Consider the following 26037-nt stretch of genomic DNA (forward strand, 5'->3'; position numbering starts at 1 on the left):
AGCTGTTGGGCAGTGACTCGTAGTCGTTGGCCGCAGCGGCGGCGCCGGCGGCGGTCAGGGTAATCTTGCCGTTGGCATCGATAGCGAAATAACCGTCGGTATTGCCGGAGACGATCTCGAAGTCGGTCACGGCGACGTCATCGCTGGCGGTGACGGTGCCGATCTCGTAGCCGTTGCTCTGATTTTCGGCGTAGGTGAAGCTCTGGTCGGCATCGATGGTCGGCGGCGTGTTGTCGGTAACAACCGGGCGATCATCGTCCAAGCCGCTAGTGGAGGTTTCTGGTGCGCCGCCGTCAAGGTTGCCGGTGTGGATGACGCTGGTGCCATCGTCGATGATGGTGGCAGTACCCGTCACCGGGGTATTTTGGCCGCTCAGGGTGGCTTGCAGGTGGAAGGTCTCTGGGCCTTCGTAGGGGGTGTCCTGTTCCGCCACGATGTTGACGCGAGCGAAGATCTTGCCATCGGCATCGAAGGTTGGCAGTTCGCTGGCGGAGTAGTCGACCCAGTCCAGACCGTCCCAGATCTGCACGGTTTGCAATTCGTTGATATTGGCGAACCCATCGACGGTACCGTTGACGCTGGAATCAAGCAGGCCAAGGGTGACGGTCTGTCCGGAGTTGCCAGTCAGCGTGAGGATGACGTAGTCGGAAGCCTCGTTGACGGTAGGGCTGCTCACGCTGAGGCCGCGATCGTCATCGAGGTTGCTGGTTGAGGTGACGGGCGTGCCGCCAGACAGGTCACCGGTGTGGATGATGCCGGTGCCGTCGTCATAGATGCTGGCGGTCCCGTAAACGGTGCTGTTGTCAGTTGCGCGGGTAACCGAGAGGGAAAACGCTTCCTGCCCTTCGAAGGTGGTGTCGTTGACCAGTGTGGTGCGGACAAGCAAGGTGCTGCCATCCATGGTCAGGTCGGTGCCCGCAACGTAGTCGACCCAGTCAAGACCGTCGAAGTATTGCAGACCCGGGCCAAAGTCTTCGCTGCCGTCCGTTGCGATGGGCGCACCGCCGTCTTCCAGCAGGGCAGAGCCTTCAACCAAATCGAGTCGAATCACCTGGCCCGCGTTGCCGCTGACGGTAAACACGGCATAGGGTGACGCTTCGTTGAGCACCAGATTATCAATGGCGATCGGCCGATCATCGTCCAGGTAATCCGGGTAGCCGGTGTCGCCCGAGTTGTTTGGCGTGAAGCTGTCGTTGTCTTCAAGGAAGATCACCCCGGTGCCATCGTCAATGATGGTCGAGGTTCCAACGGCGGCGGTACCGGCTACGTTGGTTGCAGTCAGCGTGACGGTTTCGGCGCCTTCATTCAGCGTGTCGTTGAGCACCGCGCTGCGCACCAGCAGGGCGCCGCCCGACGGGATGGCGACCTTGCCGCCGGTGTAGCTGACCCAATCGAGGCCGTCGAAGTATTCGAGGTTCGGCAGCAGGTCTAGGCCGATGCTGGCGTCCTGATCGCCAGCATCGGCGGTGTTGCCCAGCGTGAGGGTAACCAGTTGGCCCTCGGTGCCGGTGACTTCAAACAGCACGTAAGGGGATGCTTCGTTAACAGTCGAGCCGCTAACACCGACCGGCCGGTTGTCGGCTTGTACGTCAATCGACAGGTAGTCGGTATCGCTAAGCCCCTGATCGTCGACTGATACCATGCGGATGCTGTCTTCGCCGCTGAAGCCGTCATTGGGCTGGTATTCAAGCGACGCCAACATGGCCTGGATTTCAGTCAGCGAACCGGTCAGTACGAGCGGGTCAGACAGTGTGCCGGTGCCGGTGATATTCGAGGTGCCGCCAGCAGGTGTGACTGCCAGCGTGCCGAAGCCAGCCTGCAGGGTGACGCTGGTCAGGTCATTATCACCGTCATTGATGTTAACGCCGGTGATGCTCAGCGCGCCATCGTAGTCGTTCATGCTCTGGGTGGCAGGCAGGGTGTTGACCGGTGCTTCGTATACCGGGGTGACATTGACTACCAGGTCGTAGCTGCCAGTGCTCCATGCAGTACCGTCGGATACCTGGAAGCCGATGGTGCTGTAGCTATTGCCGCTCTCGCCTGCGGCCGGAGCGAAGCGCACATTACCGGCCAGAATGTCGGTGACACTGAACTCCTGATTGATTGAGACTGCGGACCAGCTGGCTCCGTTGTAGTACTCGAGCGTGCCGTTGCTGCCAAGGTCGGTGATGCGCACTGCGTCGAGTGCGTCGCCGTCCGGGTCGGAGAATACGCCAAAGTCGTCCACACCGAGCACGACGGGAGCGTCTTCAGCGGTCGTCACGCTGTCATCGGTAGCGGACGGCAGGTCGTTGCCGGGCAGTACTTCGATGGTCAGGGTGGCGCTGCCGGTTTTGGTCGAATCCGAGGTCAGGTCGGCGTTGTACAAAACGGTCGGCAGGGTGCCGCTGTAGTCTGCAGCGGGGGTAAAGCTGTAGGAGCCGTTGCTGTTGATGGTCAACGCGCCTTTACCATCAAGGGTGATGGTGCTGCCGGCATTGGCAGTCTGACCGCCCCAGGTAAAGGAGGTGACGCGGTCGACACCGGAGTCGCCTTGCAGCAACCCATTGGCGTCACCGGCGGCGACGTTCAGCGGGGTATCTTCGGCGGTCGTGACGGATTCGTTATCCATGATCACCGAGGTGGTGCCGTTGAGCAGGATGTACAGGGTAGCCGTGTCGGTGCAGCCCTGATCATCGGTCAGGGTGTAGGTGAACTGCTCGACGAAGCGCTGCCCGCTGGCCAGACCGCTGCTGGTGAGGTTATAGGTGTAGCTGCCGTCTGCATCGATGATCAGGTCGCCGTAGCGTCCGGTGACGGTCCCGGCGGTTACCCCGGATACCGTGTCAGTCGCTCCGGGTGTGGTGGAAGACGACTCGTATAAACCAACGTAGGTAGAGCCCGGGTCGTTGTTCAGCACCAGGCGCATATCCAGCGGCGGGGCGTAATCCTGCAGGGCCGTCGGATCGGTGAGTATCACGGAAAGCGAGCTTCCGGAGCCGGTAAAGCTTTCTACCAGCACGTTCTGGCCGGCCGAGGTCAACGTAATCCAACCGCCGGCACCATCAGAGACCTGAACCGCGGTGACCTGTGCCGCCTTGCTCTTGATGCTGTTGGCGTTGCCGCCGAAGTTGATCACCAGCGTGGTGGTCGAGGGCCCAGCGATCTCGGTGATTACACCAACGGATGAGTCGACATCGCTGTCGTTATCCAGCACGTTACCCGCCGTGCTGCCGTAGTTGCCGCCGCTGAGGGCGCGTTCCTGCACTGCGTCATAGTCATCCACTGCCACCGGTGCATCGTTGCTGCCGTTGATGGTGATGGTCAGGGTGCTGGTGGTGGTCACACCATCACTATTGCTGAGGGTATAGGTGAACACCTCGGTCAGGCTGCCACCGACATTCAGGGCGTCGACCTCGGCCAGCGCGTCGTTGATCGTGTAGGCGTAGGTACCGTCACTGCTCAGTACCAGCGTGCCGTACTTGCCGGCAATACTGCTGTCTGTGCTTACTGCGCTGGCGGTGTTGGCTCCGGCGTTACTGATCTGGGTGACGCTGAGACCATCCCCGCTGTCATTGGTCAGCAGGTTACCGGTACTGCCGTTACCGGCAACATCGCAGCCAGCTTCCACCGTATTCGGGTCGGTGTCGGCCCCAGCAACCGGGGCTTCGGCGACCGGCACTACGTTCACGGTCAGGGTATAGCTGGCACCACTCCAGTCGACTCCATCGCTGACCTGGAATGTCAGGGACGTGTACGGCGAGCCAGATTCATCGGCCCCGGGCACAAAGCGCACGCGGCCTGCGACCAGATCGTTGCTGCTGATTACCTGACCGCTGGTAACGGCAACCCAGGTTGAACCACTGAGGTACTGCAGCGTGCCGTCGCCGGGCAGGCTGGTGATCTTGACCGCGGAAAGGCTGTCACCGTCGGCATCGCTGAAGTCGCCGAAGTCACCCAGGCCCAAGGTGATGGGGGTGTCTTCGTCGGTCGTGACGGCATCGTCGGTCGAAATGGGTGCTTCGTTAACCTCAACCACGGTGATCGACAGCGATGCCGTCGCGGTGCCGCCGTTGCCGTCAGACACGGTGTAAGTGACGGGCGCAACCGGGCCGCTGTAGCCGGGGGCGGCGATAAAGGTGTATGAGCCATCACCGTTGATGGTCAAGGTGCCTGATGCCAGATTGACGGTATCGCCCGGGCCGTAGGCGGTGCCACCAACGGTGAAACTGGTCAGCGTCAACGGGTCGTTGTTTGGATCTGAATCATTGCTCAGCAGGTTGCCGCCGCTGCTGCTGCCCTCGCTCAGCGTAAGCAGGTCGTTCTGGGCAACGGGCCCGCTGTTGGGCACGATCAGCGAATTCATCGCGCTGTCGACGCGGTCGGAAGACGAACCTACGTTGACGATAGTGGTGCCGGAGTATGTCGACAGTCCGTCGAACCAGGCTTGATCAACCACCAGGATGAAGCCGCGGTTGTCGGTTACATCGCGGTCGCCGTCGGTATTACCGTCTGCCTGCGCCGTCGCCAGGTCAACGAAGTCTGCATCGGTCCAGAAGTAGAAACCGCGAACGATACCCTGATCCTTGATCGGGCGGCTGATCCAGCCGTACAGGGTTTCGCCGTTGATGACCACGCCGATGGCGGAGACGTCATTGCCGCTGAAGTAGCGGCTATCCACATCGTCGGTAACTTCAACGATACCGAGTGCGTCGTTAATATCGAAGTCGTGGGTGTTGGATTCCTTGCCGGCAACGGTACGGTCGGTGAGTACTTCGTAGGCGTTGGAGAAGTTGAATGCAGCGGTTTCTACCTCAAACAGGACACCGTCCAGCTCGATCGTCTTGTGGTCATATTCATAAGAGATCGCATCCATCTGCTCTTGCGACAGGGTTTGGCTGGTCAGCAGACGGGCGAAGCGTTCGCCTTCGTCGCCCGCGGTGTCGCGTGCGCCGTTGAGTTGGTAGTCGATGGCGTGGCCCATTTCTTCGACCAGGATGCGGGTGGAATCCGGCGAGTCGAACAGGCTGAACCAGTCGCGGTTGATCAGGATGGTTGAGGTGCCATCCGGACCTTCGGCCAGGAATGCGGCCAGCGAGTTGCCGAGAACGCTACTGTCGACCGACGTCACGCTGACCGAAAATGTACCTTCGGTGACTTGCTTGATCAGTTGCTCGTAGCCTTGCAGCCATTCGGCGTCAGGAGAAGACAGACCGCCGTTGAACAGGGCAAACAGCTCTTGCTGTGAATGATTCAGGATGTAATCGCTGACCAGATCCGATGCGGCTGCGGCTGAATCGACCGAATCGGCAGAGGCCCCATCAAGCTGCAGCAGTGAGTCGGCGTTGCTTCCAGTGACAGCGGCGAGCTCGGCAAGGCTGATCTGTTGGCTTTCGGTGCTGTCGTTGCTGGAGTCATCCGCTACCGTCTCAACGGCATCGATCATGCCGGCGCCGTCGAACATAAAACGTTCTTCCAGCTTATGCAGGCAATGGCGGGAGGGCGCAGTGATTGCGCTCGGCTTTACGCGGTCTGTCGACAAGATTCGACTCCTTTGGCGCAGCGGTTAATTATTGGGTCAGTGTGGCCGAGCTTTGTTAGGTACGTACTCGGTTATCGGCCTGGCTAGGAAGAAATTGATGTTATCGCTGGGGGGGACGCTGTACAGAAGGCATGGCTGCGCGGGCGCGGCGACACCCTGCGTCTGGGGATACAGAAATTTGAGCGAGCCTGTAATCAAGGCGGTCAGGTACTCAACCGCGCTGATGCGTCTGCTAATGCCAACTTGGAACATCATGATCATCAAGCTGTACTTCACCGTTTTTCTTGTTTTTTCAAAGCAGTCTTAAGGTGTGCTTAACCTGCTTTTGGGTGTTCGAGCATCAAGCGCCAGATCCATGACATGTGGCATTTCGGAGCGGCGCTGGCGTCAGTTTGCCATCATGTTTTGTGTGTGTATATAGCACAATGATGTGACGCCGAGTCGCAGCATGAACTGCTGTAGAGTTCGTGCATATCAGCACTAAGTCTTAGCCGGAGATGGGCTTGAGAGAGCGAGACTGTAATTGCAGCTCAAGCAACGATGGCAGTCGGTCGGAATGAGGGAATGTGTTGAGCACTACCCGTCCTTACACTGCTACAATCCGCGCTGAAATCACCCAAGAGGAATATGTATGGCTACCAATCGTTCCCGTCGTCTGCGCAAGAAACTCTGCGTTGATGAGTTTCAGGAGCTGGGCTTTGAGCTGAATCTGGAATTCAAGAGCGACCTGAGCATCGAGGCGATTGATGCCTTTCTCGATCAGTTCCTGAGTGAAGCAATGGACGCCAACAACCTGGATTACGTTGGCGGCGAAGGTTTTGGTCTGGTCTGCCTGGCTGAGCGTGGCTCGGTAAGCGAAGAGCAGCGTCAGGCTGTCGAGAGCTGGCTCAAGGCCCGTAGCGAACTGGCAGTCTGTGAAGTCGGCCCGCTGCAGGACGCCTGGTACCCGGACAAGCCGATCAACGCGGCAGTCTGACCAAAAAGGCCATCCACCGTGATGGCCTTTTTTGTGGGCTAGGGTTTTACCTCCGCACGGCACAAGCAGCCTTGCGTTATCAGTGGGCCTAGCTGCGCTGCCGCCTCGGTGGGGCCATGCGGGCTCATTGCTGCGACCTGGTTCAGGGAGCGGCCGCTCTTGAATAGCTCAAGCAGGTCACACTGAACCACCGGCAACGATTCGGTGCGCAATTCGAATCCCTGGCGCCAGATAAGTACGTTCTCGGGCTGCCAGCGGTCTGCGGATGGTGGAAGGCGGTCGTTTACCTGGCTGTCCCACAGCGCGAATGCCGGAGAGCTTGCCCGAATCAGGGTCAGTGAGGGGTGCCAAATGAGCGGCACGGTCAGTTGCCGTTCAACGTCGCCAGCAGATGTGTCCAACGCAAATGGCAGGCGGTTTGCCGCGTGAAATGCCCTGACCCTTGCCCGCTCAATCTGCGCTACCTCGCCAAGCCACGGCATGCTTACGAGGGCAGGGAGCTGCAGTAGAAACTCGCCGAACCCATCACCATATTCATGCAGCGCGGCTGAGGTGGGTGGCTGAGTGCTGACAAACAGCGCTGCGGCCGCGGCGAAGTAGTCCTCGCCAAGAAAGCGCTCAAGTACAGGAAACGTTTTACGCAGCGCGGTAACCCGCGCGCTGCGCACGTTATTTCGGTAGATATCAAAGCGCTCTGCAGCTTCATCGAGGTCATTCGAAAACAGCTGCACTGGTGCGTGGTCCGGTGTGGTCAGCGCCAGGCTGAACAGCTGCTGATGCTCAGCGTTCATGGCGGTGCTCCTGTTGATGGCTGCGCGCCATGGTGACTTCGCGCATCAGTACCTCCCAGGCGGGGACATCGTGATCCCATTCGATGATGGTTGGTCGCGCTCCAATCATGTCGTGCAGGTGCTGATACAGCAGCCAGGTTTGATCGGATACGGCGCTGCCGTGGTCGTCGATCAGCACGGTGCGGCCGTTGCTCAACTTATGCTGGCTGTGACCGGCAAGGTGCAGTTCCCCGACGTCCTCAAGCGGCAGTGAGTGCAGATAGTGCTCTGCGGTGCCGCCGTTGTTGTGGCAACTGATCAGCAGGTTATTAAGGTCGAGCAGCAGGCCACAGCCGCTGCGAGCAGAAAGCTCGGCCAGAAAGTCGGCCTCGCGCAGGTGGCTGTCGCTGAATGTGATGTAGGCAGCGGGGTTTTCGATCAGGACGCGCCGGCCAAGTACATCCTGCAACTGAGCGACATGGTCGATGGTGCGTTCCAGCGTCGCTGAGGTGTAAGCAATCGGGAGCAAATCAGCCAGGAACTGTTGCCCATCGCCCGCCCATGCCAGGTGCTCTGATACCAGCGCCGGTGGGTAGCGCTCACACAAGCGTTTCAGTTGCTGCAGATGCCGAGTGTTCAACGGCGCTGCGCCGCCCAGCGACAGGCCGACTCCGTGAATCGAGAGCGGCAGCAGTGCATGCAGGCGCTCCAGTTGGAAATGCAGAAGCCCCCCATCGCCGAAATAGTTCTCTGCGTGGATTTCCAGCAGGTCGATACGACTGGTATCGCTGAACAGGGCCTCAAAGTGCTGTGGCTTGAAGCCGACACCGGCCCCTCGGGTCAGGGGGAAGTTATGCATTGCTGACTCCTAGGGGCGCTTGACCGGCGTCAGCGAGCCCATGCCGTGCGGGGTTTCAATGCTGGTGCAGGTGCCCGAGGGAACCAGCGTCCAGGCATCACCTTGATAGTCAATCTTGGAGGTGCCGGCGCACGAGGTGCCGGGGCCCGCGGCGCAGTCATTTTGACCGGCCAGCGAGATGCCATAGCATTTTTCCTTACCGGAATTGATGCCGGCTGCGCTCGCGTGGGTACTGCCGGCAATAACGACGCCGAGCAACGATGCAGCAAGAACGGTATTGAAATGTCGACGATCCATGGTTCAGTCCTCGTAAGTGAATAGACGGTGTTTAGTCTGATGCGCAGCGCTCAATGTGCAGTGCACGAGGGCGCGGTGCGGGTTGCTGAAATCGGGTTAAGCCAACGGCCGATCAGGTGATCGAGTGACAGCCGCCCGCCACCGTGCAACAGCAGCACGAGCAGAGGTACTGCCCAAGTACCGTGGGTCGCCCACGCTGACGGATACACCAGTAATTGAATGACCAGGGTCATGATCAGCAGCCCAGCCGCGCCGAGCCGGGTTGCCAGTCCCAACAGCAGCAGTACCGGTAGCAGGTGCTCGCCGATCGTTGCCAACGCAGCGGCGATCACCGGGTCAATCAACGGCAGGCGATACTCTTCCTGAAACAGGTACAGCGCTGTGTCATTGAGCTGCCAGCCGTCGACCTTGGTTCGTCCTGACTGCCAGAACACGGCACCGGGGAAAATGCGTGCGGCCAGTAGCAGAGCGTCCTGCAGCGGAGCCTGCAGGGACCGGTGTGCAGTGGAGGAAAGCATGATGATTACCTCATTGATGATGGGCGCGAATGGCTGCGGCGGCAGCGAGGCTACCGCCGCAGTACCGGATTACAGGGCATTCGGTGCCAGATCTTTGATCAGCGGCCAGTTGGTGTCGGCTTTGACAATGTTGCCCGGTACGTCCTCGGACCACTTCTGGAATACGTCCGCGTTAACGTTCAGGTACAGCTTGCCGTCGACTACCTTGTACTGGGTCGGATCTACATCCAGTTTCTTGCCCAGCGCTGCACCCATCGCGCAGTAACCGCCGTATTGCGGGACGTAGGCAGCAGGGTTGGCCTGAAAGGCCTTCATGTTTTCAGCGTTGGCGAAGTAGTACTGCGCGCCGCCATGCTCGACCGCAAAGCGGCTGCTGCCTTCAACCGGCGCACCCTGGAAGTAGGACACGGCGTCGTAGCCCTTCAGGATGATGCGTTGCTCATCAACGTTGATCGCCGAAGTAGACGTCTCGTCGTAGGCATAGGTAGCGGTTGCGGTCAGCAGTGCAGCACCGCCAAAGCCCAGGGCAACGGCCAGCGAACTGGCGATAAAAGCGTTCTTCAGTGTCATGGTGTAGCTCCTCGATTCGTGCAATTTCAGTAGATGGTGTGTCGTGCTGTGCAGCGACGGTTTGAACTGTAAGTGCATCCAAAAAATCAAAGAACAGCCTTATTTTGAAAGTGACTATTGTTGTAAATGAAATTATTGGTCTAACCTGACCGGCACTAAACCGGAGTGGACCATGGACAGATTCAAGGAAATGCAGATATTTCAGGCCGTTGCGGAAGAGCAGAACTTTGCCTCTGCTGCGCGCAAGCTTGGGATGTCTGCTCCGAGCGTTACCCGTGCTGTCGCGGCGCTGGAGCAGCGGCTTGGCACCTTGCTGCTGGCGCGCACGACCCGCAGTGTGCATGTCACCGAGTCAGGCCAGCGTTACGTTGAAGACTGCCGCCGGATCCTGGCTGAACTAGACGAGGCTGAGGAGTCGGCCGGCGGGGTACACGCACAGGCGCGCGGACTGTTGACGGTGACTGCACCGGTGCTGTTTGGTGAACTGTTCGTGACGCCGGTGATGGTGGACTTTCTGGCGAGTCACCCCGCGGTGCAGATTAAGGCGCTACTGGTTGACCGGGTGGTGCATATGCTCGATGAAGGAATTGACGTGGCGGTGCGGATTGGTGAATTGCCTGATGGCAATCTCAATAGTATTCGCGTCGGCGAAGTGCGCAGGGTGGTCTGCGCTTCGCCCGGCTATCTTGCGCGTTACGGCAGGCCGTCGCACCCGAGCGAGCTGGCGGACGCGTCGGTTGTGATGTCGGCCTCGAGCTCACTCCTGACCGAGTGGGAGTTCAGCGGGCCCGAGGGGCGGATTCAGGTTATCCCTGAACCGCGTCTGGTGGTTACTGCAAACCAGGCGGCGATCAACGCGGCGAAACTGGGTTGGGGCATCACTCGGGTGCTGTCTTATCAGGTGGCAGAGCAGGTTCGGATCGGGGCGCTGGAACTGTTGCTGGAAGACTATGAATTGGAGCCGCTGCCGATTCATGTGGTGCACCAGGGGGGGCGACGGATCCCGGCCAAAGTACGTGAGTTTGTTGATTTCTGCGTCGCTCAGCTGAGCGCCAACAGCGCTTTGCAACGCAAGGTGCAGGGCTGATGGACCGATTCCAGGAAATGACCGTATTCGAGGCTGTAGCCGACGAGATGAGTCTGGCCAAGGCGGCGCGGCGCCTGTACATGTCTGCCCCGACGGTTACCCGGGCAATCGATGCGCTGGAGCAGCGTATCGGCGTCAAGTTGTTGCAGCGCAGCACGCGGGGGGTGGCGTTAACCGAAGCCGGTGAACGTTTTCTTGCCGATTGCCGGCGCATTCTGACGGAGGTGGCTGACGCTGACCGCTCCGCCAGCGGCTTGCATACCTCGCCTCAGGGACGCCTGCAGGTGTCCATGCCGCTGCTCTTTGGGCAGTCACTGATGACCCCCATCCTGCTGGAATATCTTCAGGCGCATCCGCGGGTCGAGGTGTTTGGCGTGTATCAGGACCGGGTACCCAATCTGCACGAGGAGGGAATTGAGGTCGCGGTGCAGGTCGGGGCATTGCCTGACTCGTCGCTGTTTGCAGCCAAGGTCGGTGATGTGCGGCGCATCATTTGCGCGAGCCCTGCCTATCTTGCGGCTCACGGCACGCCGTCGCATCCGGAGCAATTGATTGAGCATCAAATCGTGCACTCATCCGCCGACTCGCGGACGCCTGAATGGCAGTTTGTGCAGCAGGGTACGGTAAAGCGTTATGCGCTGCTGCCACGCTTGAGCTGCGCAACCAACCATGCGGCGATTGCCGCGGCGGAGCGGGGGGCAGGGCTGGTCCGCTGCATGAGCTATCAGGTGCATGAGTCGCTGGCGTTGGGGCGGCTGCAGCCGGTACTCCAGGAGTTCGAGTTGCCGGTGTTACCGGTTCATGTGGTCTATCGGGAGGGGCGCCGTGCCGCTGCCCGGGTCCGTAGTTTCGTTGATCTCGCGGTCTCGCGCTTGCGAGTACACCCGGCGTTGAATGGAGGGTAATTTCATTTTTCGCAATAAAGGATTGCCAATGAAGGTTATTCCTCACTTTTGTGTGAGGTAACAAGATGAGACTCCCGAGGGCGTTTGCGGCTATCTCCGCAGCCCGGTTTACCTTCCATAACTACTGGAGTCTCACATGTCACATCCGATCAAGTTTTATCGTTTCCCGCTGTCCGGCCATGCGCATCGCGTTGAGCTGATGCTCTCGCTGCTGGGCGTTGCTCATGAAACCGTGTTTGTTGACTTGGCCAGCGGCGCGCACAAGCAGCCGGCGTTTCTGGCGTTGAACACCTTCGGCCAAGTGCCGGTCATCGAGGACCGCGGGCAGGTCTTCAGTGACTCGAACGCTATCCTGGTTTATCTCGCCAGTCAGTACGATGCCTCGGGGCGCTGGTTGCCTCGTGATGCAGTCGGTGCAGCGCGGGTGCAGCGCTGGTTGTCGGTAGCCGCGGGCGAGCTGGCAGCGGGTCCGGCCCGGGCCCGGCTGATCACGTTGTTTGGCGCACCCTATGATGCCGAGTCGACCATCAGCGCATCGCACGATTTGCTGCGTCTGGTTGAGCGCGCACTGACCTCCAGCAGCTACCTTGCAGGTGAGCAGGCGACCATCGCTGATATCGCGCTCTACAGCTATGTTGCGCATGCGCCGGAAGGCAACGTTTCGCTGGCCAACTACCCTCGCGTACAAGCATGGCTGGCGCAGATCGAAAGCTTGCCCGGCTTTGTGCCGATGGCGCGTTCTGCGGTGGGTTTGCAGAGTGCCTGAGCAGTTGAGCACAGAGGGCTCCGTCATGAGTAACGCTGAAGTATGGCATGCAGGTGAGCGCGAATTGCAGCGCCGTCTGGGTGTTGCCGAGCGAATGGCCGAGATTGGTCCGCGGGTGCTCAGCCCGGTGCTGCCCGAGCAGCATCGGGCGTTCTATCCGTTGCTGAACTTTGTCGTGGTGGGCGCGGTTTCACCAAGTGGTGATCTCTGGGCTGGCGTGCTTGAAGGGGAGCCGGGCTTTGCCCGGTCCCCCGATCCCTCTACGCTGCGCTTGGATACCCGTCTGAGTAGTGCAGATCCATGTGCGCAGGCGTTGCTGGAGACTGGCTCGATCGGCCTGCTGGGCATCGACTTGACTACTCGCCGACGTAACCGCCTGTCTGGACAGGTCAGTTCTGTCGACCCAAACGGGCTGGATATTCGGGTCGAGCAGGCGTTTGGAAACTGTCCGCAGTTCATCCAGCAACGCCAGCTGGTTGAAGTCGGCGCGGTGAGCGACGACGCGAGCAATGTTGTCACGACCGGTCTGACTGAACGCATGCGTGAGCTGATTGGCGCGGCTGATACCTGTTTTGTCGCCAGTAGCCTCCCACGCGAAGGGCAAGGGGCCTCGGTGGACGTATCTCACCGCGGTGGCTGGCCCGGATTTGTCAGGGTGGCAGGTGATCGTCTGACCATGCCGGAGTTTTCCGGTAATCGATTTTTCAACACGCTTGGAAACCTGCTGGCCAATCCGCGGGCGGGATTATTGTTTGTCGACTTCGCTACCGGCGATGTGCTGCAACTCAGTGGTCGCGTTGAGCTGGAGTGGGATGCGCCGCAAGCGCGGCGATTCGAGGGCGTGGAGCATCTCTGGCATCTGCAGGTCGAACGTGCTGTCTGGCGGCCTGGTGGATCAACCTTGCGCTGGCAGTTCGAAAACTTCTCACCGGCGTTGCGCCGCACAGGAATCTGGCCTGGCAACGCCTCGGTGTGATCTGGTCAGTGCTGGCTGGCAGCAGGACTTTGCCTTATCTGCTGCCGCCACTGCGCCGGAGAAACCCCAATCCTGCGCCGGAAGGCGCGGCTGAACGATGACAGGTCGCTATAGCCGAGCATGTCTGACAATCGAGTAATATCGCAGCGCGATGCCTGCAGGTGCCAGCATGCGAGCTTGATTCGAACATCCTGAACCAGGTCACGGAACTCCAGATTCTGTTCCTTCAAACGGCGCTGCAGGCTGCGAGGGTGCAGATTCAGCAGGGCTGCTACTCGCTCGATGCTGATGTCCTGCAGGCCGATCAACTCGGTGATCATGTTGCGAATCTGCAGTTCCAGGTTGTCTTCAAGTTGGGCACTGGCGGAGGCGAGGTAGTCCTCCGCCTCTTTGCTTTGGTATTGATCTTTCTGCGGAAGTGGGGCGTAGAAAGCCGACTCCGGATAGACCAGACAGTCATGCTCCTGATCAAACAGCACGTCACAACCAAAGTACTGCAGGTAGTGCTTCAGGGGGCCGACCTGACTGTGGGCGAAGGCGACTCGCAGCGGGCGCTGGTGCTGTCCGCTGAGTTGTCGTGCAACGCGATGAAATACGGCAATGGCCATCTCGTGGTATTGCTGGGCAAGCGGGTTGGGATCGCCGTGTTCTGCGCGAATCACATGCACCTGCCCGGCAAAGGTCTGCAATTGCCAATGCTCGGCCGTGCTGTGCAGGCTCATGTAGCGCTGCCCGATACTGCATACCTCCTGCAATGTTGATGCACCACTGAGGACGTTACCGAGCAGGCCAAGCATCTCCAGTCCCTGATGCTGCGCCACGCGCAGGCCAAAGTCCGGCCGATCAAGCCGCTCGGCCGCGACGGCCAGCAACCGCTGCAACTGGGCAATTTCTATTGGCGTATCTGCCAGATCGAGTTGGCTGGGGTCGATGCCGGCTTCGCGCAGGATGGCATTAGCCGCGTCGCCAGCTTCGACGAGAAACCCGCTGATGGCCGCGCTGCGTACGGCATATCGGATGGCCATGCTTGATCCTGCAGTAGTTGCTTGTGATGTTACAGGCTATCGCCTAGTCGCAAAATGTCAAGTTTTGCTGCGGCGTGCTCTCTAGTCTTGCGCCATCAATAAAAACAACAGAGGGTCTAGCCATGTTTGACGTGGTCATCAATAACGGGCGCCTTTTCGACGGCACGGGCTCCCAATCGCGCATCTGTAATCTGGGTATTCGTGGTGGCGTTGTAGCCGAAATTTCTGATCGTCCGCTGGATGAGTCCGGTGCTCGGGTGATCGATGCCAATCAGTGCTGGGTCACTCCCGGGTTTGTTGATACCCACACTCACTACGACGCCGAACTGATCGTCGCTCCCAGCCTTTCCGAATCTGTCCGCCACGGCGTGACCACGGTGCTTGTGGGCAGTTGTTCCCTGAGCATGGTGTGCTCCGAAGCGGAAGACGCATCCGATATCTTCACTCGAGTAGAGACCGTACCTCGCGAGAAAGTCCTGCCGATTCTGCAGCAGAACAAGACCTGGAATCGTCCTTCAGAGTGGGTGCGGTTTATCGCACAGCAGCCAATGGGGCCTAATGTCATCAGCTTCCTTGGCCACAGTGATCTGCGGGTATCGGTCATGGGCTTGCATCGTTCTACGGATCGAGCCATTCGTCCGACCGAGGCTGAGTTGCAGCAGATGGAAGACCTGCTGGTAGAAGCGCTGGACGAAGGGTTCCTGGGCATGTCGAGCATGTGCCTGAAGTGGGACAAAATCGACGGCGACCGCGAGTGGTCAAAGAGTTTGCCCAGCACCTACGCGCGCTGGAGCGAGATGCGCCGCTTGAACAAGCATCTGCGCCGCCGTGGCCGGGTGCATCAGGGCGCGCCGAATGCCGCCAACCCGCTGCAGATCGTCCAGTATCTGGAGCAGGCTATTGGTTTGCTGCGCAAACCGCTGAAGACCACGCTGATTTCCATGCTCGATCTCAAGGGTAACCGTACCGTTGCGCCGATGGCCTGGCTGGCTGCGCGGGTGACTAACCTGCTGGGTGGCGACTTCCGCTGGCAGGTGCTGCCGACGCCATTTGCGATCTATGCCGACGGCATCGATCACGTGGTATTCGAGGAGTTTGGTGCCGGCGAGATGGCCCGCAACCTCAAGACGGAAGTCGAGCAGAATGCGCTGTTTCAGGACGAGGCGTACCGTCGTAAATTCCGCAAGTTCTACGCCGAGAAATTTTCGCCGAGGGTCTGGCAGCGTGATTTTGGCGACGCGATCATTCTTGATTGCCCTGAGAAAAGTTATGTCGGCCGTGATTTTGCGGATATTGCCGACGAGAAGGGCGTTCACGTGGTCGATCTGTTCCTCGATCTGATGGTTGAGTACGGCCGCAGGCTGCGTTGGTTCACCGTCATCGGCAACGACCGGATCGACAAACTCCGCGATATGGTCAGCAATCCTGACACGCTGATTACCTTCTCCGATGCGGGCGCGCATATCCGTAATATGTCGTTCTACAACTTGCCGCTGCGCTTCCTGCAACTGGTCAAGCAGTCGATTGACGAGGGCAAGCCGACCATGACGATGGAGCGCGCGGTCCATCGACTGACAGGCGAGCAGGCGCGCTGGCTGGGTGTTGATGCGGGTACGCTGCGGGTGGGTGATCGGGCCGATGTGGTCGTCATTGACCCGGCGCACCTGGATCAGCAACTGGATGCGCAGTGCTGGGCCGAGATGGAAGGTTTCAACATGGAGCGCATGGTGAACCGCAACCCGGGCATCGTTCGCAACGTGCTGATTAATGGCAAAGTCGCGGTAGAGGACGGCGAGCCTGTCGCTGAACTCGGCAAGACGCAGGGCTACGGCAAGTTCCTGCGCGCGGGCGAGTGCACCTACGCGTGATGGCAGTGCCCGGCCCGGTATAACCGGTGCCGGGCATTAGCTGTTCAGTTTGCAGACTGGGCCTGTTGCAGGTAATCGCTGGCCAGCATGCTCAGTGTGCGCACACCGGTAATCAGCGCATTGTCATCGACCAGGAAGCCTGGCGAATGATTCGGCGCGGCCTTACCCATCTGCTCCATCGGCGTGACCCCCAGAAAGACAAACAGGCCCGGGGCTTCGTTGGCGTAGAACGAGAAGTCCTCCGAGCCTGAGACCATTGGCGATACCACCACTCGATCATGTGCTGCACGGCGCAGGGTCGGCACCATACGCTCGGTCAGCTCGGGATTATTGGTGGTAGTCAGATAGCTGTCGATGATCTTTACATCGGCGCTGGCGCCAGCCGCTTCCGCGATTCCCTTGGCCGTGCGCTCGATACGCTCGTTGACCTGCTGCTGCACCTCATCACCGAAGGTTCGCACGGTACCGGTCATGACGACTTCTTCCGGGATGATGTTGTGACGGCTACCGCCGTTAATGGTACCGATAGTCACGACTGCGGGAGCAGGCATGATATTGGTCTGACGGCTAACGACCGTCTGCAACCCATTGATTATCTGCGCGCTCGTCACGATGGGATCGACCCCATCCCACGGTTGGGCTCCGTGGGTCTGTTTGCCGTGGACGCGGATGTGCAAATCACCGGAACTGGCCATCACCGGGCCGCTGCGGTAGCCAATCAGACCAGTCGGCATGGCGGAGCTGACGTGCAGCCCAAAGACGGCAGCCACCTGCGGATTTTTCATCACGCCGGCTTCAACCATTTGCCGGGCGCCAAAGTGACGCTCGCCGTCGTAGGCATAGTCGCTGGGGCCTTCTTCGGCAGGCTGAAAGATGAACTTCACGCTCCCTGGGAGATCATCCTTCACGCCGGCGAGTACCTCGGCGGTCGCCATCAGAATCGCAACATGGGCGTCATGACCGCACGCATGCATGACCGGGCGTTCCTGGCCCAAATACGGCTGGCGTACCTCGGACGCAAAGGGCAAGCCGGTCGCTTCCAGCACCGGCAAGGCATCCATATCGGCGCGCAGCGCAACCACCGGCCCCGGTTTGCCGCCTTTAAGCAGCCCGACCACGCCGGTCGTACCGAATCCGGTCTGTACCTCCATACCCAGCTCGCGCAGGTGTTCGGCGATCAGCGCAGCGGTGCGGTGTTCCTGATTGCCGAGTTCAGGGTGCTGGTGAATGTCATGGCGCCAGCCGATGGCTTTCGATTGAATGGCATCAGCGCTGCGTGCCAGACGCTCGTCGAGCGAGCCATCAGCGGCGTTGACAGTTAACGCCAAGGGCAGGAGCAGGGCAGGAAGCAGGGTGCTACGGCGCATGGAAGCGTCCTCTTATTGTGGTTGTGCGGGGTGTAATCGCTTTCGCAGCTGAGCGGGTGAACAGCCGAACCAGCTGCGGAACTGGCGGTAGAACTGACTGGTCTGGCGGTAGCCCAGTAGTAGGGCGAGGGTGTCGTCGCCGTGCTCGCTGTTCAGATATTCCAGGCAACGCTGTTGGCGCACCGTGTCGAGCAACGCGCTGAATGGCTGCTGCTCGGCTGTGAGCCGGCGCTGCAGCGTGCGTGGTGCAACCGCCAGCAGGCTGGCGCAGCGTGACAACCGGGTCTCACCCCGGGCTAGCAGGGCGGCAAGCAGCAGCTGTACCGATTCGCTCCACAGATGATCGCTGCGGCTGCGAATCAGCTGGCGTTCGCGGCGTGCCAGTCTGCTGATATTGGGCTGCGGGGTATTCAGTGCGCGCGCCAGTTCCAGCGCAGGAAAGTGCAGCTCCACCCGGAGCGGGCCATCAAGCGCTACTACCGGGATACGCAGCAGCTTGCGGCAGTCGTCGAGGGTTCTGGCTGGCAGTCCTGCGATGCCGGCACTGGCCTGCTGCAGCCCCAGCCCCTGACAGGTGCGCATCACCGCGTAGAGCGCACCGAGCAACTGCTGTTCGGTGGCGTTCGCCGCGGGGTTGGGGGTGACCACCACACACGCCTGTGAGCCACTCTGCTGCAGGTCCAGCGTTGCCAGGTCACTGTTCTGGTGGAAGTAGCGCTGGCTCAGGTTTATGGCGTCGCGCAGGGTGCTTGCGTTGCCCAGATAGGTGGAAGCCAGAAACGCGGGGCTGTAGTTCAGGTGACTGAAGGCCCGCACCAGCAGCCAGGGTTCCTTTTGCTCGTTAGCCAACTCGGTTACCAGTTGGCGGATTGCCGCCAGCGGCACCCGCTGTGCGTGCAGCGGGACCAGCAATTGATGGCGCTGCAGGGCGGCCTGCAGGCTGCTGGCCGGTACGCAGGCGCGCAAGCCCTTGACGATCTTGTCGAGGTGCTCGCTGGAGGCGCTGGGTGCGGATTGGGCCATGGTCTCGAGAGCCTGGGTGCGTTTGCGTGCCCTCAGTGTCGCCATCGGAGCGTGGCCGGACAAGTGCGGATTGCGCCATCCTGCGTGGCGAATTGCAGCGGCGCTGCAGCACTCAGCCCGATGCGCTCAGTTCAGCTGATAGTGGCCCTGCGCGTCTTGCTGCACCTGCCCGCGCGCCAGCAGTTCCGTCAGGTGCTGGCTGATGGTGCGTCGTTCGGCGCCCTCGACCCAGGCCGCGTCGTAGCCCGGTGGGTAGAGCAGGCGCTGCTCGATCAGTTGCTCCAGCGAACGGGGGCCGGCCTGGAGCATTGCGCACAGCTTATGCTCACGCTCATCGAGTTTGCCGGTGAAGCTCGCCAGGTCGCGCAAAAAATGTTCGCGGTCGGTATAGATTCCGCGATGGTGGGAGGTGACCCAAACCTTTGCCGGGATGTGCGCGACGGCTTCCAGCGTGCGGCGAAAATCGGCGAGGTTGGAACAGGCGTCGCCGTAATAAGGGCCGAAACCCGTAAGGTCGATGTCGCCGATAAACAGCACGTCCTCGGGCTCGATCAGCAGTGCGCAGTGGCCGGCGGTGTGGCCCGGGAGATGGAACGCGGTGATGCGGTTGCTGCCGAGATCCCAGACCGCGCCGTCTTCGTAGCCGATGGCATCCGGGCGCGGGGTGTAATGGAATTTGCGCTCAAAGTTGGCGCGCATCGCGGCTGCCTGGCTCGGGTCCATGTCTCCGTAGGCAGCCAGCATGCCGTCCCAGCTCTGCACGGTCGGCAGGTCGCGGACATGGGCGTAGACCGGCGCGTTCGGCAGACGGTGCAGACCGGCGATATGGTCTTCATGTACGTGCCCGAGCACCACCATCTCACTGTCATCGAAGGCGGCGCCGATGTGATTGGAGACCAGTGGAGTGTCCAGCGCCACGCGAATCTCGCTGCCGCGAATCAGAATCTGGTTACCGTCCGGGTACTTGCCGCTGCGCTCGCCGAAATAGACGGATACACGACCGAAGTCACGATGGCTGACCGGGAGGCGAGCAGGTTCTTGAGCAGGCATGTAAGCGTCCATTTTGTCTGCCCGGGGCAAGCGCGGGCGATGGTTGTCGGACGTTCTTGTTACGGCAAGCTGGCGCACCCCGTCAAGTTTGGCGGCGCTGGTAATCGGGGAATACCGCCTTGCGAATGATCGCGTGCACGCCGAGATTGCCGTCGACCACCTGGGTGATGCCAAAGTCGACGGCGACGGAGATCAGCGAAATGGCTTCATCTTCGCTGAGTTCATGTTCGGTCATCAGGTAGTTACGTGTCTTGCGGAAGGCGTCGCGCATTGCCGCTTCCAGCGATGAGCTTTTGTAAACCTGAGTTTGCGCGCCGGGGCCCAGTTCCGTCTGGTAGTCGGCGAAGCTCATGCCCTGCAGCACCCACTCATCGTCGGTTTCCAGAAAGGGGTGGCTGAGGCTGCCGAGGAATTGGCCCTGCAGGTCGCGCTGCTTGTGCAGTACCAGTTGAAACACACCGGTCAGCGAGCATTCGATGGCGGTGCCGCATAGTTCGGAGTCGCCCTGTGAGGCATGCGGATCGCCAACGGAGAACAGCGCGCCCGCGGCCGATACAGGCAGATACAGCCGTGCGCCCTTGCCGGCGCGCCAGTTGTCCATGTTGCCGCCGAAGTAGCTGGGCGGAATCGAATCGACCATGCCGGACTCGCGTGGCGCAACCGCCATCACGCCAAAGTGCGGGCGCACGGGAATCCTAGCCTTCTCCAGCACGCCAAACTGTTTGTCGATGGTGCTGTGATCGACGGGCACACCCGGATAGTCAATGGTCGGGTGAACCACGCCAAACGGGTCGGTCTGCGGCGTCCAGCGAAAACTGTAAACCGCCTTGGCGTGCGGCGGTTGCGTGTGTTGATGTACCTCGTAGACGGTCACCACTTCGCGCTTGCGCGGCTCGGTCAGCAGATCGTCGTACTGGAAGCCCCACCAGGCGGCGGCATTGCTGCCGAAGTGGCGACCTTCGTGCTCGGGGTGGCAGCTGGGGCGCGGCAAGATATCGAGAATGCGCACTTCCAGCACGTCGCCGGGTTCAGCGTCGTGAACGTACACCGGGCCGGTGCAGATATGCACGCCAAAGCCTTCGCCACAGCCACGCCCGAAGATGCTGGCGTCGGCGGGGCCGGCGCCTCTGCGATCGACGTTCTTCTTGTCGCGGGTCCAGTGGAACACGCTCTCGGCGCCGGGATCACCGGCGACCATGCGCTCGCAGTCGTCGGTGGCATGCTGCGATAGCGTTTCGATGGTGACGATGTCGCCGGAGCGGACGCTCAGCGCCGGTTTGATATCGCGGCTGAAGTAGCCCCAATGCACGGTCTTGGCGGAGGCCGGCAGGTAATACTGACTGCCTCCGGTATAGCGTGTTTCATTGGCCGGCTGCGGATGGCGTTTGGGCGCCAGTCGCAACGACTGGGCGTAGCGCGCGTGTTCATCAAGCACTTCGACAAAGGAACGTCGGTGCTTCTGCAGGTCGTCCTCACGCTGCTCCTGTGACGGGTTGATCGACGAGCGTACTGCCGGGGCGACCTGCGGACGGCCGCGTTGCAGCTGCGCTTGCAGGTCGCTGGGCGGCGCAGCGCGATACGCCTTGGGTGACATGCCAACATACTGGGAGAAGCTGCGGCTGAAGTTGGCCGCATCGTTAAAGCCCCAGCGGTAGCACAGCTGGGCAATGCTGAACTGTGCCAGCGCCGGGTTGGCGAGATCCAGACAGCAGTGCTGAATCCGGCGGCCTTTCAGGTACTCGCTGAAGGTAGTACCGCTGTTCTTGAACAGCTTCTGCAGGTAGCGGGCTGACAGCCCCTCCTGCTCGGCAATCTGCTCGATATTCAGCTCAGGGTCTTCCAGGCGGGCATCAACGGTTCGGCAGACCCGGCGCAGGTGCGCCAGCTGTACGTCGGTGGTTTCGTCCCGGTTATTGGCCTGTGGCTGCGACAGGCTGGCAACCAGCAGTTCGCTCAGGGTCGCTTCCAGTGCAGGTAGCTCAGTACTGTCCAGATGTTGAAGCTGTTCTGCCAGAGATTCAAACAGGCGCAGACAGAGTGCGCCCATACCCCGTGTTGCGCTGATCCGGTTGTCGACGGGCTGGCCGTTGCGTACCAACCGCAGCAGAAAACTGGATGATTCCAGGCGCACCAGCATGGCGCGAAAGTCGGTCTGCAGCACCAATTGCCAGTGCTGGGCGGGGTCGAGCAGCACGATGTCGCTGGGCGCCAGCGCCAGCGGCTGGTCACTGGCGAGCAGGTGGGCACTGCCGCTGAGTAACGCGACGACCAGCACCGAACTACGGCTGCTGCCGGGACTTGCTGGCAGCGGAGTGAAGCTTTGTGGTGCAGCGTTCATATGAACGAACACCGAGCTGTGCGCCGATGCGCAAAGCGCTACATGATCTTTGTTATCCCGCGGTGCCGGCGCTGCGACGCGGCTCGCCAGACCAACCTGGGTGAGCATGTCATTCCAGGCTGGTTGACGCAGCGCCGCTGGCACACTGTTGGCGGAGAAACGCTTGATGTCGGTCACAGTGGTGTCCGTTGCAGGTCAGGTGTGTCTCCATGATGCAGCAAGTGTTGTGCCATACGAATCAGCCCTTGCGGGCAGGGAACATCGACTTTTTCAGCACCGCATGTACGCCCCAGTTGCCGTCCACTACCTGGGTGATGCCGAAGTCGACCGCAACCGACATTAACGATATGGCTTCGTCCTCGCCCAGATTCTGGGTGGTCATCAGGAAGTGGCGCATCTTGTGGAAGGCGTCGCGCATGGCCAGATCGACCGAGGATTTGCTGTAGATGTCGTTCTGCGCGTTCGGCCCCAGTTCGGCGAGGTAGTTGGCGTAGCTGAAACCGTGCAGCACCCAATCGTCCTGGGTTTCCAGCAGCGGGTAGTTCAGCTCTGCCAGCGCTGTGCCGGGCAAGTCGGCCTTCTTGTGCAGAATGAACTGGAAGGTGCCGGTCAGCGAACACTCGATGGCGGTGCCGCACATCTCGGAGTCGCCCTGGGAGGCATGGGGGTCGCCGACCGAGAAGTTGGCGCCTTCCACCGCGACCGGGAAGTAGATTTTTGCACCCTTGCCGATGCGCCAGTTGTCGATGTTGCCGCCGGTGTGGTTCGGCGGAATCGAGCTGACCATGTCGACCTCTGCTGGCGCTACGCCGATGGTGCCGAAGTGCGGGCGGATCGGGATGCGGATGTCGCGCAGGATGTTCTCGTTGTGGGTCACGGTGGCGTGGTTAACCGGGATGCCCGGGTAGTCGATGGTCGGATGCACCACGCCGAACGGATCGGTCTGTGGCGTCCAGCGGAAGTTGTAGACCGCTTGCGCCCAGTTGCGCTCGCCGGTGGCGTCGACCTCATAGATGGTGACCACTTCGCGCTTTTTCGGCTCGCTGAGCAAGTCTCCGTACTGAAAGCCCCAGTTGGCGGCCGCGTTGCTGCCGAAAGACTTGCCCCTGAAACTGGGGTTGCCACTTGGACGTGGAACCACGTCGGCAATGCGCACTTCCAGAATATCGCCGGGCTGCGCGCCCTTGATGCGCACCGGGCCGGTACAGATGTGCACGCCTGCGCCACCACCAGCGCCAATGGCAGCGTCCATCGGGCCGGCGCCGCGACGGTCTACACCTTTGCGTTTGGAATCCCAGTAAAACACCGCTTCGGCACCCGGGTCGCCCTTGACCATGCGCTCGGCGTCGTCGTTGGCGTGGTGGGTGAGGGTTTCCATGGTGACATAGTCGCCGGATTCGATTTCCAGTACCGGCTTGGCAACCTTGCTGAAGTAGCCCCAAAGCACGGTGTCCGGGGTGGCGGGAATGTAATAGTGCCGCGGCCCCGGTGCATCCGGGTCGCTGCCGGCGACGCCGCTGGCGGCGTGGGCCATCGGCGTCATGCCAATACCCATGGCGCCAAGCCCAATGGCGCCACCGCCAACCAGGGTGTTGCGCAAGAAGGAACGGCGTGCGGTATCGAACTCTTCCAGCACGTCTTTGCGGTTTTCTTCGGTAATACCATGGGTACAGCCCGGCGTGCAGATGTGATCAGTCATGTTGGTTTCCCACTCCCTGTTCAGGTGACGACCGCTCTGGCGTGCGGCCTCTGTCCGGATTATGTGCCTGCAGCAGAAATCACTCTTGTCAGCTGGCGCACTAATCCTTGTCAGCCTGGCGGTGCGCGGGCTTAGGGCTCGGTTGTTCGCGCAGGGGAAACCAGTAAAATGCGCCGTTCGCATTTTCCTTGTCTGTTGCCGGAGTTGCCGCATGTCCACGTTGTTAACCCCGCCGGCGCGCTTTGCGCCGCTGTGTTTGGCCTGCCTGCTGGGCTCGCCTGCGTTTGCGCAGGCACAAGCTGTTACCGAACTGGAGGCCGTGACGGTAACTGGTGAGACGTTCGACGAGGTTGCCAGAGCGCGTGAAGCGCTGAGCGAGGTGCCGGGCGGCACTAACGTCGTTGATATGCAACAGGTCGAGCAGGGCCGGGTCGCCGGCGTGGCCGATGTGCTGGCGTATCAGCCCGGTGTGTATGCCCAGTCACCGGGTAACGAAGGGGTCAAGATCAGCATCCGTGGCTCAGGTATCAACCGCGGTCCCGGGGCGCATGCCTCGGGCAACCACATCCTGCTCGATGGCCTGCCGCTGACCGGTTCGGGTGGTACACCCTACGAATTGCTTGAGCCGCTCTGGCTCAACCGCGCTGAAGTGCTGCGCGGTGCCAACGGCTTCGAGCGAGGCGCGCTGGCGCTGGGTGGGGCGGTGGACTACATCACCCGCAGCGGCTTTGATGCGCCGCGCCTGCAATTGCGGGTAGAGGCGGGCAGCGACGGTTATCTCAAGCGCCATATCGCTTCCGGTCAGGTGATCGATAACCTCGATTACTACGTAGGTCTGACCGACCTGCACTATGACGGCCGGCAGGATCACGCCGCGGGCAGCGGCAAAGGCGTGGTTGCCAACGTCGGCCTGCAGCTGACGCCAGACCTGGAGACCCGCTTCTTCCTGCGTTATCGCGAGACTGAACACCAGACACCGGGCCGCCTGACCCAGTCGCAAATCGACGATGATCCAACCCAGGCGAACCCTTTCAATATTGGCCGTGACGCCAAGCGTGAGCAGCCGGGCAGCACTTGGCTAGCGAACAAGACCACCCTGCGCCTCGACGACGTAAGCACGCTGGAAATGGGCCTGGTCTATCACCATTACCCAATGGACCTGATGGAAAGCCCGTATCGTATTCGGGTGGATTACAGCGACGTCAGCGCAACCCTGAACTACACGCGTGAGCATGAACTGTTTGGTCTGAACGCGAACACCACCGTTGGCTGGCGCACGACAACCAACTTGCCCAGCAGCGATGCGAAGGAAAACGCCTACCAGCCGTTGAACGCAAGCGGCACGGTCTACCCGGTCGGTACGCTGATGCGCGAATACACCCATCAGGGCTCTGACAATGTATTGCACGTCAGCAACGAGCTGGAGCTGGCGCCCAAACTGTGGCTGAGCAGCGGACTCGCGCTGATTTACACCGAGCGTGAGGTCGAGGTGACTTGGCCCAACACGGATGAAAAACTCAATGAAGGCACCTGGGACTATGCGCCGCGGCTAGGCCTGCGTTATCAGCTGGAGTCCGGTACCGAGGTATACGGTAACCTGTCGCGTTCAGTAGAGCCGCCGCACCCGTGGTCGATGATCTGGGGCTCGCCGACCCGCTTCCCGGTCAGCAATCAACCCTGGAGCAACCGCCAGAGCACGCCTGTCAGTCTCGATAACCAGGCCGCGACCACCTTCGAACTGGGCGGTCGTGGTGATTCGGTGCTCGGGTTGTGGGACTTGGCCTGGTACTACTCGCGGGTCAACCACGAACTGCTCACCATCGAGATTGAGCCAAACATCTTTGCCGAGTCCAATGCCAGCGCGACTGTGCATCAGGGCATCGAAGCGGGCCTCACCAGCACCCTGTGGCAGGGCAACGAGAACGGCGCATTGGCGCTTCGTCAGGCCTATACGTTCAGCGATTTTCATTACCGCGACGACGATGCGTTTGGCAGCAATGCCTTGCCGGGCCTGCCGCGCCACTACTATCAGGGCGAACTGCGCTATCAGCACCCGGCAGGCGTCTATGTCGGTCTGAATACCCAGTATGCGTCCAAGGTGCCGGTTGATTATGCCAACTCCTGGAATGCTGATTCCTACACCATCTTTGGTGCCATCGTTGGTTATGACGCGCCGAAGCAGGATTGGCAGGCATGGTTGGAACTGCGCAACCTGACCGATGAGCACTACGCCGCTACCGTGACGCCTGGGTACAACGACAACGGTGCCGAAGCGGCACGCCTGACACCCGGCGAAGGTTTTGGCGTTTACACCGGACTGTCCTGGAACTGGCTGTAAGGGCAGAGCATGAGCGGGGCTACCGCTCATCCTGTTGACTGGAACCCTGAGCGAGGTCTGCTTGACTGAATGACAGAACCCTAG

At 60.7% G+C, this 26037-nt stretch carries 19 protein-coding genes; 7 read left to right on the forward strand and 12 right to left on the reverse strand.

Features of this window, described 5'->3' with window-relative positions; translation table 11 throughout:
* Positions 1 to 5521, reverse strand: a 5521-nt coding sequence (locus tag AAFM31_RS14980; protein WP_341708726.1) for an Ig-like domain-containing protein, incomplete at its 3' end; no start/stop codon positions are given.
* A gap of 631 nt (positions 5522 to 6152) precedes the next feature.
* On the opposite strand from AAFM31_RS14980, the gene AAFM31_RS14985 reads away from it, so the two are divergent.
* The gene (locus tag AAFM31_RS14985) at positions 6153 to 6497 is read left to right on the forward strand and encodes a 50S ribosome-binding protein YggL (RefSeq protein WP_341708727.1); all 345 of its coding nucleotides are present in this window, start codon (positions 6153 to 6155) and stop codon (positions 6495 to 6497) included.
* Positions 6498 to 6535: 38 nt separating this feature from the next.
* Here the strand turns inward: AAFM31_RS14985 and AAFM31_RS14990 are convergent, their stop codons facing one another.
* From AAFM31_RS14990 to AAFM31_RS15010, 5 genes are all read right to left on the reverse strand, one after another.
* Positions 6536 to 7288 carry a DNA-binding domain-containing protein gene (locus AAFM31_RS14990; protein WP_341708728.1) on the reverse strand — a complete coding sequence of 251 codons (753 nt, stop codon included), beginning with the start codon at positions 7286 to 7288 and terminating at the stop codon, positions 6536 to 6538.
* Positions 7278 to 8126, reverse strand: a complete 849-nt coding sequence (locus tag AAFM31_RS14995) for a DUF692 domain-containing protein (RefSeq protein WP_341708729.1) — start codon at positions 8124 to 8126, stop codon at positions 7278 to 7280. Before AAFM31_RS14995 ends, AAFM31_RS14990 begins: the two co-directional genes overlap by 11 nt.
* A gap of 9 nt (positions 8127 to 8135) precedes the next feature.
* The gene (locus AAFM31_RS15000) at positions 8136 to 8423 is read right to left on the reverse strand and encodes a DUF2282 domain-containing protein (RefSeq protein ID WP_341708730.1); all 288 of its coding nucleotides are present in this window, start codon (positions 8421 to 8423) and stop codon (positions 8136 to 8138) included.
* A gap of 50 nt (positions 8424 to 8473) precedes the next feature.
* Complete coding sequence (locus AAFM31_RS15005) at positions 8474 to 8941, reverse strand: DoxX family protein (RefSeq protein WP_341708731.1); 468 nt, start codon at positions 8939 to 8941, stop codon at positions 8474 to 8476.
* A 69-nt stretch (positions 8942 to 9010) separates the two neighbouring features.
* The gene (locus AAFM31_RS15010; protein WP_341708732.1) at positions 9011 to 9511 is read right to left on the reverse strand and encodes a YHS domain-containing (seleno)protein; all 501 of its coding nucleotides are present in this window, start codon (positions 9509 to 9511) and stop codon (positions 9011 to 9013) included.
* Between the two features lie 172 nt (positions 9512 to 9683).
* Here AAFM31_RS15010 and AAFM31_RS15015 point away from each other — a divergent pair, with 172 nt between their 5' ends.
* From AAFM31_RS15015 to AAFM31_RS15030, 4 genes are all read left to right on the forward strand, one after another.
* Positions 9684 to 10598, forward strand: a complete 915-nt coding sequence (locus AAFM31_RS15015) for a LysR family transcriptional regulator (protein WP_341708733.1) — start codon at positions 9684 to 9686, stop codon at positions 10596 to 10598.
* Positions 10598 to 11503, forward strand: coding sequence for a LysR family transcriptional regulator (locus tag AAFM31_RS15020; protein ID WP_341708734.1), 906 nt, complete (start codon positions 10598 to 10600; stop codon positions 11501 to 11503). The genes AAFM31_RS15015 and AAFM31_RS15020 overlap by 1 nt, the downstream gene beginning before the upstream one ends.
* Before the next feature lie 136 nt (positions 11504 to 11639).
* Positions 11640 to 12269 (forward strand): glutathione S-transferase, encoded by a 630-nt coding sequence (locus AAFM31_RS15025; RefSeq protein WP_341708735.1) that lies wholly within the window; start codon positions 11640 to 11642, stop codon positions 12267 to 12269.
* Between the two features lie 25 nt (positions 12270 to 12294).
* Positions 12295 to 13245 carry a pyridoxamine 5'-phosphate oxidase family protein gene (locus AAFM31_RS15030; protein ID WP_341708736.1) on the forward strand — a complete coding sequence of 317 codons (951 nt, stop codon included), beginning with the start codon at positions 12295 to 12297 and terminating at the stop codon, positions 13243 to 13245.
* Positions 13246 to 13250: 5 nt separating this feature from the next.
* Here the strand turns inward: AAFM31_RS15030 and AAFM31_RS15035 are convergent, their stop codons facing one another.
* Positions 13251 to 14270 (reverse strand): AraC family transcriptional regulator, encoded by a 1020-nt coding sequence (locus tag AAFM31_RS15035; protein WP_341708737.1) that lies wholly within the window; start codon positions 14268 to 14270, stop codon positions 13251 to 13253.
* A 122-nt stretch (positions 14271 to 14392) separates the two neighbouring features.
* Between AAFM31_RS15035 and AAFM31_RS15040 the strand changes: the two genes are divergently transcribed.
* Entirely contained in the window at positions 14393 to 16138 is a 1746-nt protein-coding gene (locus tag AAFM31_RS15040; protein ID WP_341708738.1) for an amidohydrolase family protein, read from the forward strand.
* A 44-nt stretch (positions 16139 to 16182) separates the two neighbouring features.
* Here AAFM31_RS15040 and AAFM31_RS15045 read toward each other — a convergent pair whose 3' ends face one another.
* The 5 genes from AAFM31_RS15045 to AAFM31_RS15065 form a co-directional block, all read right to left on the reverse strand.
* Entirely contained in the window at positions 16183 to 17505 is a 1323-nt protein-coding gene (locus AAFM31_RS15045) for an amidohydrolase (RefSeq protein ID WP_341708739.1), read from the reverse strand.
* Between the two features lie 12 nt (positions 17506 to 17517).
* Entirely contained in the window at positions 17518 to 18528 is a 1011-nt protein-coding gene (locus AAFM31_RS15050) for a helix-turn-helix domain-containing protein (RefSeq protein WP_341708740.1), read from the reverse strand.
* 126 nt (positions 18529 to 18654) lie between these two features.
* Positions 18655 to 19578 carry an MBL fold metallo-hydrolase gene (locus tag AAFM31_RS15055; protein WP_341708741.1) on the reverse strand — a complete coding sequence of 308 codons (924 nt, stop codon included), beginning with the start codon at positions 19576 to 19578 and terminating at the stop codon, positions 18655 to 18657.
* Positions 19579 to 19660: 82 nt separating this feature from the next.
* A complete protein-coding gene (locus tag AAFM31_RS15060) occupies positions 19661 to 22093 on the reverse strand; it encodes an acetamidase/formamidase family protein (RefSeq protein ID WP_341708742.1) in 2433 nt (810 codons plus the stop codon).
* Between the two features lie 61 nt (positions 22094 to 22154).
* Positions 22155 to 23615, reverse strand: coding sequence for an acetamidase/formamidase family protein (locus AAFM31_RS15065; RefSeq protein WP_341708743.1), 1461 nt, complete (start codon positions 23613 to 23615; stop codon positions 22155 to 22157).
* 211 nt (positions 23616 to 23826) lie between these two features.
* Between AAFM31_RS15065 and AAFM31_RS15070 the strand changes: the two genes are divergently transcribed.
* A complete protein-coding gene (locus AAFM31_RS15070) occupies positions 23827 to 25953 on the forward strand; it encodes a TonB-dependent receptor domain-containing protein (RefSeq protein ID WP_341708744.1) in 2127 nt (708 codons plus the stop codon).
* Positions 25954 to 26037: the final 84 nt, after the last annotated feature.

Origin of the sequence: Halopseudomonas sp., assembly GCF_038130085.1 — a bacterium.
GTDB lineage: Bacteria > Pseudomonadota > Gammaproteobacteria > Pseudomonadales > Pseudomonadaceae > Halopseudomonas.